General features: G+C 61.7%; 14 protein-coding genes. 7 read left to right on the top strand and 7 right to left on the bottom strand.

Translation table 11 applies throughout. The features are described 5' to 3' along the window. Window positions 1-2: 2 nt before the first annotated feature. From AC0J41_RS10225 to AC0J41_RS10210, 4 genes are all read right to left on the bottom strand, one after another. On the bottom strand, window positions 3-1,790 hold the full coding sequence (locus AC0J41_RS10225; protein ID WP_025111594.1) for a thiamine pyrophosphate-requiring protein: 1,788 nt from the start codon (window positions 1,788-1,790) through the stop codon (window positions 3-5). Between the two features lie 111 nt (window positions 1,791-1,901). After that, complete coding sequence (locus AC0J41_RS10220; protein ID WP_473015426.1) at window positions 1,902-3,230, bottom strand: MFS transporter; 1,329 nt, start codon at window positions 3,228-3,230, stop codon at window positions 1,902-1,904. A 37-nt stretch (window positions 3,231-3,267) separates the two neighbouring features. Next, window positions 3,268-4,344 (bottom strand): C45 family autoproteolytic acyltransferase/hydolase, encoded by a 1,077-nt coding sequence (locus AC0J41_RS10215; RefSeq protein ID WP_473015425.1) that lies wholly within the window; start codon window positions 4,342-4,344, stop codon window positions 3,268-3,270. Window positions 4,345-4,381: 37 nt separating this feature from the next. After that, window positions 4,382-6,109 (bottom strand): amidohydrolase, encoded by a 1,728-nt coding sequence (locus tag AC0J41_RS10210; protein ID WP_473015424.1) that lies wholly within the window; start codon window positions 6,107-6,109, stop codon window positions 4,382-4,384. 106 nt (window positions 6,110-6,215) lie between these two features. On the opposite strand from AC0J41_RS10210, the gene AC0J41_RS10205 reads away from it, so the two are divergent. Both AC0J41_RS10205 and AC0J41_RS10200 read left to right on the top strand, forming a co-directional pair. Beyond that, a complete protein-coding gene (locus AC0J41_RS10205) occupies window positions 6,216-7,175 on the top strand; it encodes a LysR family transcriptional regulator (RefSeq protein WP_473015423.1) in 960 nt (319 codons plus the stop codon). Then, on the top strand, window positions 7,132-7,908 hold the full coding sequence (locus AC0J41_RS10200; protein WP_473015422.1) for an APH(3')-II family aminoglycoside O-phosphotransferase: 777 nt from the start codon (window positions 7,132-7,134) through the stop codon (window positions 7,906-7,908). Before AC0J41_RS10205 ends, AC0J41_RS10200 begins: the two co-directional genes overlap by 44 nt. A gap of 9 nt (window positions 7,909-7,917) precedes the next feature. Here AC0J41_RS10200 and AC0J41_RS10195 read toward each other — a convergent pair whose 3' ends face one another. Next, a complete protein-coding gene (locus AC0J41_RS10195) occupies window positions 7,918-8,193 on the bottom strand; it encodes a DUF2798 domain-containing protein (RefSeq protein WP_473015421.1) in 276 nt (91 codons plus the stop codon). A gap of 126 nt (window positions 8,194-8,319) precedes the next feature. Here AC0J41_RS10195 and AC0J41_RS10190 point away from each other — a divergent pair, with 126 nt between their 5' ends. Together AC0J41_RS10190 and AC0J41_RS10185 are read left to right on the top strand one after the other, a co-directional pair. After that, a complete protein-coding gene (locus tag AC0J41_RS10190) occupies window positions 8,320-9,291 on the top strand; it encodes a LysR family transcriptional regulator (protein ID WP_473015420.1) in 972 nt (323 codons plus the stop codon). Window positions 9,292-9,650: 359 nt separating this feature from the next. Continuing rightward, window positions 9,651-10,088, top strand: coding sequence for a GFA family protein (locus tag AC0J41_RS10185; RefSeq protein ID WP_473015983.1), 438 nt, complete (start codon window positions 9,651-9,653; stop codon window positions 10,086-10,088). A 68-nt stretch (window positions 10,089-10,156) separates the two neighbouring features. Here AC0J41_RS10185 and AC0J41_RS10180 read toward each other — a convergent pair whose 3' ends face one another. Next, window positions 10,157-10,609, bottom strand: coding sequence for a LysR substrate-binding domain-containing protein (locus tag AC0J41_RS10180; RefSeq protein ID WP_473015419.1), 453 nt, complete (start codon window positions 10,607-10,609; stop codon window positions 10,157-10,159). A gap of 175 nt (window positions 10,610-10,784) precedes the next feature. Here AC0J41_RS10180 and yghU point away from each other — a divergent pair, with 175 nt between their 5' ends. Next, the gene (gene yghU, locus AC0J41_RS10175; RefSeq protein ID WP_025111586.1) at window positions 10,785-11,624 is read left to right on the top strand and encodes a glutathione-dependent disulfide-bond oxidoreductase; all 840 of its coding nucleotides are present in this window, start codon (window positions 10,785-10,787) and stop codon (window positions 11,622-11,624) included. Window positions 11,625-11,633: 9 nt separating this feature from the next. Here yghU and AC0J41_RS10170 read toward each other — a convergent pair whose 3' ends face one another. Continuing rightward, complete coding sequence (locus AC0J41_RS10170) at window positions 11,634-12,275, bottom strand: LysE family translocator (protein ID WP_473015417.1); 642 nt, start codon at window positions 12,273-12,275, stop codon at window positions 11,634-11,636. A 251-nt stretch (window positions 12,276-12,526) separates the two neighbouring features. On the opposite strand from AC0J41_RS10170, the gene AC0J41_RS10165 reads away from it, so the two are divergent. Further along, window positions 12,527-12,895: a hypothetical protein gene (locus AC0J41_RS10165; protein ID WP_473015416.1), complete on the top strand. Its 369-nt coding sequence runs from the start codon at window positions 12,527-12,529 to the stop codon at window positions 12,893-12,895. Between the two features lie 81 nt (window positions 12,896-12,976). Then, entirely contained in the window at window positions 12,977-13,840 is an 864-nt protein-coding gene (locus AC0J41_RS10160) for an AraC family transcriptional regulator (protein WP_473015415.1), read from the top strand. Window positions 13,841-13,871: the final 31 nt, after the last annotated feature.

Here is a 13,871-nt window from a genome sequence, read left to right as displayed (position 1 = left end):
CGCTATTTCTTGTGCGGCAGCACCGCGCCCAGCACTTGCTTGGCAGCCTGCACGATGATGCCCGCTTCGTCCGGGTCGCCCTTGAGCAGCGTCGTGGCAAATTTCTTCGCCTGTTCGAGCTTGATGTGTGGCGGCAACGGCGGCACGTTGGGGTCGGTCTTGAACTCGATCAGCACCGGTACGTCCGAGGCCAGCGCCTGCTCCCAGGCGGCGGCGACGTCTTCTTCGCGATCGACGAAAATCCCTTTCAGGCCGATGGAAATGGCGAACAGGTGATACGGCACGTCGGGGATGCTTTGCGAGGCTTCAAACTTCGGATCGCCCTCCATCACCCGCTGCTCCCAGGTGACCTGATTCAAGTCTTCGTTGTTGAACACTGCGCAGATCCACTTCGGGCTTTCCCACTGACGCCAGTATTTGGCGACGGTGATCAGCTCGGCCATGTTGTTCATCTGCATCGCTCCGTCGCCCACCAACGCAATCACCGCGCGCTCGGGATGTGCGAACTTGGCGGCAATCGCATACGGCACCGCTGCGCCCATTGAAGCCAGGCCACCGGACAGCGAACACTGCATGCCGCGGCGAATCTTCAGGTCGCGGGCATACCAGTTGGCGCAAGAGCCCGAGTCGCTGGTGATGATCGCCTGCTCCGGCAGACGCGGTGACAGCTCATACACCACCCGCTGCGGATTGATCGGGTCGGCTTTGGCCATGGCGCGTTTTTCCAGGGTTTTCTCCCAGCTGCCGCGCCAGCCTTCGACTTTTTTGCGCCACTTGCGCGAGGTCTTCTGTTCGAGCAAGGGCAGCAGCGCGGCGAGGGTTTCTGCGGAGTCGCCGACCAGATTGACCTCCATCGGATAACGCAGGCTGAGCATGTCCGGCTGCAGGTCGATCTGCACGCCGCGCGCCTGACCTTCCTTCGGTAGAAATTCGGCGTAAGGGAACCCCGAGCCAATCATCAGCAAGGTGTCGCACTCGCTCATCAACTTGTAGCTCGGCTCGGTGCCCAGCAGGCCGATGCTGCCGGTGACCCACGGCAAGTCGTCCGGCAACGCGGCTTTGCCGAGCAGTGCCTTGGCCACCCCGGCGCCGAGCTTTTCCGCGACAGCGATCACCTCATCGGTCGCCTGCAATGCACCGGCGCCCACCAAAATCGCGACTTTTTCGCCGCTGTTCAGAACGTCGGCGGCACGCTGCAGATCCGCCTCATAGGGCAGCACTTTCGGCTTGGTATAACCGACGCCGGAGTGCGCGGTGCCGTGCGCTCGCGCCGGTGGCTCGTACTCGAGATCCTGCAAATCATTGGGCAGGATGATCGCCGTCACCCGCCGCTCGCCAACCGCCGTGCGTACCGCTCGGTCGAGCAGATGCCGGACTTGCGACGGCGCCGACGCCTGCTGCACAAAGGCGCCGGCCACATCCTTGAACATCGAGACTAGGTCCAGCTCCTGCTGATAGTGGCTGCCGAGTGCGGTGCGCGCCTGCTGGCCGACAATCGCCAGCACCGGCTGGTGATCCATGCGGGCGTCATACAGCCCGGTGATCAAGTGCGAAGCTCCGGGGCCAGAGGTGGCAATACACACGCCCAGTTCGCCAGTGAACTTGGCATGGGCCGAGGCCATGAACGCGGCCATTTCTTCGTGCCGCGCCTGAACGAATTCGATCTTGCCGTTGGCTCGGGCGAGCGCGCCGAACACGCCATTGATGCCGTCTCCCGGATAACCAAAAATCCGCGTGACGCCCCATTGGCCAAGCCGCTCAACCAGAAAATCTCCCACTGTCGTCGTCATCTCGTTCCTCGCCTGTCACCGATGCATGAAGCTTGCCCGGCGTGATATCCGCCGGGCGGTACAAGGGTCTGGACAGTCGAGGCGCGCGCGAAGTTTCGATTGTTTTTGCCGCTAACCCGTGACGACCGGCGCTGTCTGCGCCCAGTCGGCCTCGTCGATCTGCTCAAGACTAAGGTGAGCCGTCTCCTTGAGAAGCAATGAACACAGCGCCACGATGCCCAGCGCAATCGCGCCGTAAACTGCCACCCCGAACGCGTCGTGATGGTTGGCGATCAGAATCGCTGTGGCCACACTGGATGCCGTCCCGCCACCCAGCGCCGCGCCGATCTGATAGGCCGCCGACATCCCCGAATAACGCATCTGCCGTGGAAACTGTTCGGCCAGGAACGCCGGAATCGGACCTTGCGTCGCCCCCATGAATGCACCGATGGCGATGTACGCAGCGGTAGAAATCCATAGGCTCTTGAGGCCGACCAACGGGAAGAACGCGAAGAAGCCGAGGGCCATGATCACCGCGCCGAGAACCATCACCTTGCGACGGCCGATCCGGTCGGAGAGCAAGGCAAACAGCGGCGCGGTCATCACGATGGCGATCGACAGCGACAAGTCGAAAACCAGCGCGTCAGTGCTGCCATAACCCAGCTGCGTGGCGTACGACAGAAAGAACGTGCTGCCGATGTAGGCAATGGTCACGTAGCCAAAGGCAATGCCGGTGCACAACAGCATGGCTCTGGGCCGTGCGCGCAGTGCTTCGAGCAGCGGCATGCGCACGTGCGCCTGCGGTTCGGCCGTTGTTTCGAGCGGCTTCTGCAAACGCGCATACAGGCCGATCAGCACCAGCACACCACCGAGCCAGAACGGAATGCGCCAGGCGAATCCGGCCAGGTCATCGTGCGACACGACACTGACGATGGCGAACACCCCGGCACCGAGAATCCCGCCGATACCGATGCCCATGCTGGTGAAACTGCCCCACAGCCCCCGTCGTCCGGGTGGCGCCGATTCGATACCGAACAACGCCGCACCGCCCCACTCGCCACCGGCGGCAAAGCCCTGCACCAGCCTGAGCAGCACCAGCAACACCGGCGCGCCGGCGCCGAGGGTGGCATAGCCCGGCAGGCAACCGATCAGCAGCGTGCTCAAGCCCATCAGCAGCAGCGTGATCACCAGCATTTTCTGCCGGCCCAGCTTGTCGCCGTAATGCCCGAACACCATGCCGCCCAGCGGCCTGGCGAAGAAGCCCGCACCGAAAGCCCCGAACGCCACCAGGGTCGCGGTCAGCGGATCCATCTGCGGGAAGAACACCTTGGGAAACACCAGCGCGGCGGCGGTGCCGTAAATCACAAAGTCATAGAACTCCAGGGCGGTGCCCATGCCGGAGACGAAAAACGTCCTCAGCGCAGACGGGGAACCGCTCTTGCGATCAATCTCGGTAGCCATGTGCAATGCTCGTTTTGTTTTTATTGGAAGCAGCGACTCAGAAACGCAGATAGCCGTTTCGGGCCAGTTGTTTAGGGTTGCCGGCAGCGTATTCGAGCACGCTGTTTTCAGTGTCGATGCCAATCGTCAGCAGGGTTTCCCAGCGCTCGGTGGCCGGCATGCTCAGGTCGGGGTGGAAGCAGATCGGCGCGTCTTCGCCCGCCTCGCCGCACATGGCGTCAGCCCGACGGCTCAGCTTGCCACTGGCCATGCTTTGCCGCGCCGCGTTGACATGGGCGAAGCGCGCGTAAGTCGTCGAAGCGTCAGGCGTGCGTTCGCCGAGGCTCAGTTCGGGGTCGAGAAAGTGGTTGGTGTGGGTGATCCAGCCCTCGGCATCAGGTCGCACCACAGCGGTGAAGGCCGGTGACATTTCAATGCTCACCGCACGAGGGCTGGAGTCCTCACGGGAGAACACGGTCAGCACCGTGGAGGCGCTCACCCGCGCCGAACGCGCCAGGGCAATCGCTTCATCAATACAGGTGGCTTCTTCGAGAATGCGCCGGGCAATCGCATGCACCGGTACTCCGGCAGACCCGTTGTCGCTGGCATGGTGCAGGATATTGAAGTGCAGCCCCAGCCCCGCACTGTTCACGCCGATCTTGCCGAGCATGCCGAATTCGGTGAACAGCTTGACCGTCATGCCCCCGGCCGTGGTCAGTTGCAGGAGCAGCCCGTTGGGCACCAGCGAATCGTGCCAGTCCCAGGTCTGAATGGTGCGCGGCGGCAGTGCGCCGTTGGGCGCGAACACGGCGGTCGAGCACTCGCCTTCGGTGGACGCCGGCATCACCGCCAGAATCTCGGTGCGGGCGTTGAGGCTGGCGAGCTGCCAAAGCGGCACGCCAGCACCTTCAGCGGTGGCGACGATTTCTTCGGCGAGGCTCGGGCACCAGCCTTGCAGGGTTTGCAGGCTGGCTTCGCCGATGGCCTGCACCTGTGCCTGGGGCACACCGACCTGATTGAAGAAATCCAGATAGAGCGCCACCGTCTGGCGGATCTGCGCGGCCCAGGTGGCGCCAATCTGATGCCCGCGAATCTGCGGATTACGGGTGTCGGTGACGAAGCAATGAACATTCACGAAAGGGTTTCCTTGTTTACGTTGCACAGAGAGGCCATCAAGGCTTGCGGCGGTAGATTTCGCGACCGGCAAACCAGGTAGTGAGCACTTGGGTGTCGCGCAGGGCTTCGGACTCGACACTGAACACATCGCGGTCGAGCACGATCATGTCCGCCTGCTTGCCGGGCTTGAGCGAACCGATCTGGTCTTCCAGGCGCAGGACCTTGGCCGCGTTGAGGGTGTAGGCCTGGAACATGGTCTGGCGATCGATGTCTTCGGCGGCGTTGAGCACACCTTTCGGGCCTTTGCGGCTGACGGCCTGATAGATCGCTTTCCAAGGCTCGGGGGTGGTGATCGGCCAGTCACTGGCGCCGGCGATAGTCGCGCCGTTCTTCAGCAGCGAGCGCGCCGGGTAGGTGTACATGAAGGCCATCGCGCTGACGTAGGGCTTGACCAGATCCATGCTCGACTCATCGGCGGCGGCCCAGAACATCTGCATGGAAGCGATCACATTCAGCGCCTTGAAGCGGGCGAACTCCTTGGGGTTGACCATTTGCAGATGGGTAATCGAGTGCGCGATGCCACTCTGGCGATCCTTGCGCGCCTGCTCGATGCCGTTGAGCGACTCACGCACCGCGCGGTCGCCAATGGCGTGGATATGCACCAGCCAGCCGCGCGCATCGGCGGCGTTGACCAGTTCGCCGAAATGCGCGGGGTCGATCAGCAGCTCGCCGGTCTTTTTCGAGTTGCTGTACGGCTCAAGCATCGCCGCACTTTGCGCCGGCACTTCGGCAACGCCGTCGGCGAAGATCTTGATCCCCGGTAAAGTCAGGTTGCTGACACCGAGGAACTGTTGACGGACCTTGTCCAGCTCATCGAGGTCGGCCGGTGTAGCCTTGGAATCGGCCATCAGCAACGCCGCAACGTGGGCGGTCAGCTCGCCGTTCTCCGAGAGTTGCTTATAGGTCGGCAACACCCCGAGCGTGCTGTTGGTGACGTCACTGCCGGGGACTTCGTTGGCAATCGGGTCCATCCACCCGGTGATTCCCAGACGCTTGTAATAGCTCAGCGCCGCGCGCCCGCCGGCCAGCAACGCCTCAGCCGTCGGCGGCGGCAGCAAGGCCTGCACCGGGTACAGACCGGCATCGACGAGGAAGCCATCCGGGGTGCCGTCGGGGTGATGGCCGATGGTCGCCTGCTCTTCACCTTTGAGGGCCTTGACCTTTTCAGGCGTGACGCCGGCACGTTCGAGCATGGCCCGATTGGCCCACCCGGTGTGCAGATCCCAGCCCAACAGCAGGATCGGCTGGTTCGCCCATTCGCCCTGATTGAAGCGCTGTTCGAGAGCCGCGACGTCACTCCAGTAGGTCGACGGCAACCCGCCGACACTGAGGAATTCCCCGCGTTGCGCCTTGCCGTCCTGGCGCCACTGGCGCAGGCGTTGCTCCAGTTGTTCGAGCGGCAACAACTGCCCATCGAGGTTGGCCTGCAACAACTGCAGCCCGCCCTTGATCGTGTGGGAATGCGAGTCGATGAAGCCCGGCATCAGCACTTTGCCGTGCAGGTCGATCACCTGCGTGGCCGCCGTTTTCAGGCGCAACACCTGCGCATCCGTACCCACTGCGAGGATCTTGCCGCTCTCCACCGCGACCGCTTGCTGCAAGGCCTGGCCGGGTTCGGCGGTGTAGACCTTGGCGTTGTGCAGGATCAGCTCGGCTGACGCCAGACTTTCCAGTGAGGCACAGGCCAGTGCCGATGACACCATCAGGGTCAGTAGCTGCTTCATGAGGTTTCTCGTTATTTTTGTTAGGCTGCGAACAAGCCTATCCAAGCCCTGGCGATAACTGAATGCCACCTCGCGCACAACTTCTGTGCCCAGCAGGAATAGATCAATGGACAAGATGAGCGCCCTGACCATGTTCGTCGCCACCGCCGAACACGGTAATTTCAGCCGCGCCGCCGAGGTGCTCGGCAAGACCCCGTCAGCCCTGACCAAAGCCGTGGCACAGCTGGAAGAGGAACTCGGTACACGGCTGTTCGACCGGACTACGCGGCGCATGGCGCTGACCGAGGCCGGGCGGATTTATCTGGACGGCGCGCGGCAGGCGCTGATGCAACTGCAACTGGCCTGCGAAGGCGTCGAACAGCTCAAGCACGAATTGAGCGGCGGCTTGCGCATCACCGCCCCGCCCTCCTTCGCCCCGGCGTTTCTCAACGAAGTCTGCTGCCGTTTCCTCGACGCCCATCCGCAGGTGCATCTGGAGGTCGACTTGAGCGACAGCTATGACGATCCGGTGGATGGCGGTTACGATCTGGCGCTGCGCGACGGCCCGATCGATCTGCCGGGAGTGATCGCCCAGCCCATCGTCGAAAATCAGGTGGTGTTGTGCGCCAGCCCGGCGTATCTGGCACGCAAAGGTCAAGAGGTGTCGCTGGACAACTATCAGCAACATGATTGGCTGATCTTCCGGCACCCGCTGCTCAACCGGCATTTCTGGTGGGTCAAGCAAGGGGACCGGCGGATACGTTTGACCCAGCCGAGCCCGCGCGTGGCCAGCGACAATTACGACTTTCTGCTGGCCTGCCTGCTACAGGGCCAGGGCCTGCAGTTTCTGCCGCAATGGAGCGCCGCGCCGTATCTGGCGCGTGGCGAACTGGTCGAGGTGATGCCCGAATACTGGCGTGAGCCGAGCGCATTCGGCCCGTGGATTTACGTGCTGTATCTGGCCCACCGCCGCAGCACGCGCAAGGTCAAAGTGTTTATCGAGTTTCTGAAGGCGCACTGGCGCCCATTACCGCAAGGGACGAATGAAAATGCAGCTACCACAGACATGGCGCAGCCGCTTCGCTGACAGCGCCTGCGAACAACAGACCATCGGCGAATCCCGCGCCGACGTGTTTCGCCTGACGCCCGCCGGCTCGGCGCCGCTGTTCGTCAAATCGGAACCACGCATCTCCTTTGCCGAACTGCCCGGCGAAGTGCAGCGCCTGCGCTGGCTGGCAGAGCAGGATTTGCCGGCGGCGCGGGTCCTCGACAGCATCGATGAGCAGGACCGCTATTGGCTGCTGATGAGCGCTGTACCGGGGCGCGACCTCGCCAGCAGCGAGCACCTCACCCCACAGCAAATCGTCACACTGGCGGCGAATGCCTTGCGCACATTGCACGCGCTCGACATCACCCAATGCCCGTTCGACCATCGCCTTGATCCGAAAATCGCCCTGGCCCGGGAGCACCTGCTGGCCGGTCTGATCGACGAAGAAGATTTCGACGATTCGCGCCTCGGCCAAAGCGCCGAAGCGGTGTTCCAGCAGATGCTCGACGCACGCCCGGCCAGCGAAGACCTGGTGGTGACCCACGGCGACGCGTGCCTGCCCAACCTGCTCGCCGACAACGACCGCTTCAGCGGTTTCGTCGACTGCGGGCGACTGGGAGTGGCCGACCGTTTTCAGGACCTGGCGCTGGCGGCCCACAGCATTGCCTACAACCTCGGCGAACAATGGGTGCCGGTGTTTTTCGACGCTTACGGGGTCCAGCCGGATCAGCAAAAAGTCGCCTTCTATCAGCTGCTGGACGAGTTTTTCTGAGGTGTGAAATCAGCGATGCGGGTGCACCGTCATTGACACAAGCTTGATCACAATCGGCCGCACCACGAGGATGCACAGAAACGCCACCGGCATCGCCAGCTTGTAGGCGTGCAACGCATTACTCAGGTAGTCGTTATCAATGCCGGAGTTGGCGGCGGTGATCACCAGCGACATCAGGAACGCCATGATCGTCGCCATGTACAGCGCAAACACATACGGCGTCACCCGCGACGACAGCTTGCGACGCGAGGGATACAAGGCTTCGGTGGTTGTTCTTTGATTCATATGGCTTTTCCATCCATTGACAGGGAGCCGGCACCTTAGCAAAGCCCCTGCCCCCCAACTAGACGGCCCGCCACAGGTACTTTATAAAGCAGAACTTACGAATCGAACCCACTCGGCGGGACACGGATGAATCTGTTGGCGGCGATTGCCAGTTTTATCAAAGTGGTCGAAGCCGGCTCCATCGTCGGCGCCGCCAAGACTCTGGGCGTCAGTGCGGCCGCCGTGAGCCAGACCCTCAATCGCCTCGAAACGCACCTCGGCGTACGCCTGCTGCAACGCACCACCCGCCGCATGGCCCTGACCGAAAACGGCGCGCAGTATTACGTAAAGGTCAGGCGCATCGCGGCGGATCTGGAGTCAGCCCAAAGCTCGATCATCAGCGATCAAGGCGAGCTGCAAGGTCGCTTGAGCATCGCCTCGACCTCCGCGTTCGGCCGGCATGTGCTGGCACCGCTGATTGCCGGTTTCGCCGCGCTGCACCCGCGCCTGCTGGTGGAACTGTCGATCACCAATGGCAAGATCAACCACATCCAGAACGGCATCGACCTGAGCCTGCGGATCAAGCCACAACTGGAAGACGGCATCGTGGCACGCAGGATCGTGTCCCTGCCCTTCGTCTTCTGCGCCGCCCCTGCCTACCTTGAGCGCGCCGGTGTACCGCAAGCGCCGCAAGACCTGCAGCACCACGCCTGCCTGGCGTTCCGCTACCCGCTGGACGGGCGCTTTCTGCGCTGGGGTTTTATCCGCGACGGCCAGCACTACGACACCCCGATCAACGCCACCGCCATCAGCGACGACATCGACGCCCTGGCGCAAATGGCCGTCAACGGCGCAGGCGTCACACGCCTGGCCGAATTCGTCGCCGCCCCCTATCTCGAAAGCGGTCAGCTGCTGCCGCTGTTCGAGCAATACCAGGCTGAACACCAGGCTTACGGCGAGCCGATGGAGATCTTTGCCTGCGTGCAGGAGCGTGCGGCGCTGACGCCGAAGGTCCGAGCGTTCATGGAATATTTGACGGAACATTTGAAGAAGCGCTGGCCGATGGAAAATGCTTTGGCCACCGCGTTTCACACACCTGATGAAAAGGGTTTGCAGTGAACACGCCACGTTATGCAAAAGACTCAGGGCAGCCCCCCGTACATCTGGCGTCGATCAAATCGACCGATTCGATGACGGGCCATCTGGTGTTTGCCGGTGCTGCAGCCGGAGAACGCACGCTAACGTTCACGTCCCACGCCGAGCTCGTACGCCTGCTCAACGAGCTGATGCTTGCGCGCGTACCTTTCGCGGCCGGAGGCATGTGCCCCGGCCCGGCGGATGAAGCGAGCTTGCTGATCGCCAACGCGCAGCTTGCAGGCCCCTACCTCGAGCTATCCTGGACGGGCCCGCAGCAATGGGTTGTACGCCAGATCACAGGCACCTGCGGTCAATGGCAGCTAGCACCTGACGTCAGCGAGATCGCCAACACATCATTCGATCCGGACTCGCTAAAAAGTCCATCCGAGACCTTGCGAGGCAGTTGCCTTTGCGGCGCAGTCAAATACCAGATCAACTCAAAACCAAAAGCGGTTGCTCACTGCCATTGCAGTCAGTGTCGCAAAAGCCATGGTGCAGCATTTGCCAGCTATGGCAGCGTGCTGCGTAATGACCTCGAGTTGTTGCAGGGCAACGACGACATCAAGTCTTATCCATCTTCTGAAGCAGTGCTGCGTCAATTTTGCACTCACTGCGGGGCTTCGCTGTTTTGGTCCCGCAGCCGAGGTGAGTTCTCGGACTGGATCTCAATAGCGCTGGGAACACTGGATACGGTTTTTATCCCTGACAAACAGCAGCATGTCGAGGTGACATCCAAAGCTTCGTGGTATGAAATTCAAGATCACTGGCCACATCGCTAGCACTGAACTGTCGATCACAGGCCGATTTTCCCGGCACTGATGGTACACAGCGGCGACTGATGGCGGGGTTAAACAGACTCGGGTGAGCGAACCGTAATTCCATCCCCGAGTTGCCGACCGCACGCACTCATCTGCTGCGTCACCCATTCGCGAAACAGCATGGCATTGGTGCTCTGCGCAAACGGTCGCGCTGACAACAGGCAATAGCTCGAACCGTCGCGCACAAAACCGAATGGCGCGATCAACTGGCCGGACTTGAGTTCGTCCTGCACCATCAGAAACGACGCCATGCCAATCCCCAACCCTGCCAGCGCCGCCTGAATGCACAGGTAGAAATGCGCGTAATCGACCCGGCTGGCGTCTGCCGCGGTCATATCCGCCAGCCGCAGCCAGTTGTTCCACGCCTGCGGGCGGGTCTTGCTGCGCAATAAGCAGGCGCTGCGCAAATGATCGCTTGCGGGACGACTGGACGGCACGCAGACCGGGCCGATCCACTCCTCGCAAATCGTCACGCCATGCACGCTTGCATCCCAATGGAAATCGTCACGATCGACAAGGTGATTGGTGCCGCTCTGATTGGCCTGGCAGCCTGTTTGATGATCCCGGGGGTTGCGCAGACTTGAGCCAGAGCGTTTATGCTGTCGCGTCTGATACCCGTCAGGTCATTCTCGGCACAATCACGATGAGGCCCGTTTCATGAGTAAAGCGCCCTACGTACCGCCCAAAGTCTGGAAGCACGAAGCACCGTCCGGCGGCCAGTTCGCCAGCATCAACCGCCCGATTGCCGGGCCGACGCATGACAAAACGCTGCCCGTGGGCAAGCATCCGCTGCAGCTTTACTCGCTGGCAACGCCCAACGGCGTGAAGGTGACCATCCTGCTGGAAGAGTTGCTCGCACTGGGGCACACCGGTGCCGAATACGATGCGTGGCTGATTCGCATCAACGAAGGCGATCAGTTCTCCAGCGGCTTTGTCGAGATCAACCCGAATTCGAAAATTCCGGCACTGCTCGACCGGAGCGCACAGCCGCCGATTCGGGTGTTCGAGTCCGGCTCGATCCTGTTGTATCTCGCGGAGAAATTCGGCGCCTTCCTGCCCAAAGACCCAGCCGGGCGCACCGAAACCCTCAACTGGCTGTTCTGGCAGATGGGCGCGGCGCCTTATCTGGGTGGTGGCTTCGGGCATTTCTACGCGTATGCACCGGAGAAGCTCGAGTACCCGATCAACCGCTTCACCATGGAAGCCAAGCGACAGCTCGACGTGCTTGACCGCCGTCTCGGTGAAAGCCGCTATCTGGCCGGCGACAGCTACACCATCGCCGACATCGCCGTCTGGCCGTGGTACGGCCAACTGGTGCGCAACAACGTGTATTCGGCTGCCGAGTTTCTAGCGGCCCAGGAGTACACCCACGTGCAACGCTGGGCAGAAGACATCGCCCAGCGACCGGCAGTCAAGCGCGGGCAACGCGTCAACCGCACCTGGGGTGACGAGGCGAGCCAGGTCGCGGAACGGCATCAGGCCAGCGACCTGGATTGATTCCAGGGCTTAAACGGTTTGCCGGCGCATGGTCAAAATCGCCGCACCAAAACCGATGAACGTGGTGCCCACCACCCGGCTGACCCAACGCGACAACGCGGGCCGGGTCAGCACACCCTTGGCCCGGGAGGCCAGCGCGGCATACAGGCTCAGCGACGTCACCGACAATGCCATGAAGATTGAGGTCAGGATCAGGAACTGCGGCAACAGCGTTGCGCCCTGATCAATGAACTGCGGGAACAGCGCGGTGAAAAACATCGTCGCCTTGGGGTTGGTCACCGCCGTGAGGAACGCCGACTTATACAGCTTCGTCCGGGTCGGCCGGCTCTTGCTCACGTCATCGGCAATGCCGTCGGGCAGCATCGGGCCTTTCTTGAACAACTGCTTGAGCCCCAGATAGAACAGGTAGCCGGCACCAAGAATTTTCACCGCATTGAACAGCCACTCGGAACTCGCCAGCAACGCCCCCAACCCCAACATCGCCGCCGCCGACAGGCAGAACAGGCCGCTGGCATTGCCCAGCGATGACCAGATCGCGCTGCGCTGCCCGTGAGCCAGGCTGTTGTTGATCGCCATCAAAGTCGCAGGCCCGGGACTGGCGATGGCAATTGCCGCAACCAGGGTGAAGGTCAGAATCGAGTGAGAATCCATTTTCAATGCTCGTGGGTAGTGAGGTGAGGCATGTTACCGCAGCTTCAGCTCTCTGCACGCGGATTCAGGCGATGGAAAAAAGTACCGGGCCTGACCCGGAGGCAGTGGCGGGTAAAGAGCTGGATACGCTGATCTACAAACCTGGGAATACGCGAAGAGTTCGCCTTTGATCCGGCGTACGACTTCCTCGCTGCCGGCGATATATGATGAGCGCTTTTGATCGCTGGCCATTGTCGGCAAAGGAACTCGCAATGCCCCCTGGAAAACGTGAACTGGCGCGGATCGAGCGGCGCTTGATTGCCACGCTCACTGACGCGTGTGAAACCGCAAAAGGTGAAATCAAAGGGTTCACCTGGCTGACCCACACCGCTGACCTGAACGAGTTGCCGGAAACCCTGACAGTCATCTGGGTGTTCGAAACCGAGGCAGACAAAACGCTCGCCCTGACGCAAGCCAAAGCACGCATCTTCGAACTGACGGCCACCGCACTGAGGGAAGCCGACATCGAACTGATCCCTTCAGACCGCTGCGTGCGTTTCGACTCCGAACAAGAGTGCCTGCGCACGCACGGTGGCAACTGGCGTGAGCGTCTGGCGCAAAACACGCGGGGGCAACGGTGATGGAGCTGTAAGCACCCGGCTTTCGATCAGGTTCGCTATCATCCTTCGCAGCTGGCTTTCTCCTTCAGGGACAGTTAAACCATGGAAAAGTCCAAACCAGATCCAGGTTCCGATTGGGTAGTGCGCAGCACTCAGCCGGGGCGGATAGAACGCATCGAGGCCTGGTTTGGCGGCCATGGCTACCAGCCACATCGGCACGACACTTATTCGATCGGCCGCACACTCTCCGGCGTGCAGAGCTTTCACTACAAGGGCACCTTGCGCCACGGTTTGCCGGGAAACACTTTGCTGCTGCATCCAGATGAACTGCACGACGGCATGGCCGGGACCGAAGCAGGTTTCCACTATCGCATGGCCTATATCGACCCGGCCCTGATTCAGCAGGTTTTAAAGGGTGAGCCGTTACCCTTTATCGCCGGCGGCCTCTCCAGCGATCCGCGTCTGTATCGGGCCAGCGAATCCTTCGTGCAGGCGATGGATCACGCACTCGATCCGCTGGAAGAACAGGACGCCCTGTTTGAGCTGGCAATGGCCCTGCGAGCGGTGGCGGGCAAACCTCGTGGACGCAAACTGCTCGACTACCCGGCAGCCGAGCGCGCCAGAGAATTCATCATGGCCCACCTGCACCAGAGCGTGACGCTGGAGATGCTGGAGCACGCCAGCGGCCGTGAAAAGTGGAGCCTCTCCCGGGACTTCAGAGTGCTGTTCGGCACCAGCCCTTATCGTTTCGTGACCCTGCGTCGCCTGGATGTATTCCGCATGCTGGTACTTGACCGGTTCTCGCTGGTGGACGCCGCGCTGGCGGCGGGTTTTCACGACCAGAGTCACATGACCCGACACTTCACCCGCACTTATGGTGTATCTCCGTCGCGTTGGCTGGAGCGCGTGCGCGCACAGGATCAACTTGCAGGATCGTACAAGCATTGCCAATCGCCCCTTCGCTAGGCTGACGACTCCCGTTTGAGAGAGGATCTGT

The organism is Pseudomonas sp. Arb-4-2C (genome assembly GCF_055755015.1).
Note: the sequence above shows the minus strand (reverse complement) of the source record. Positions and strands in the feature narration are given on the sequence as shown.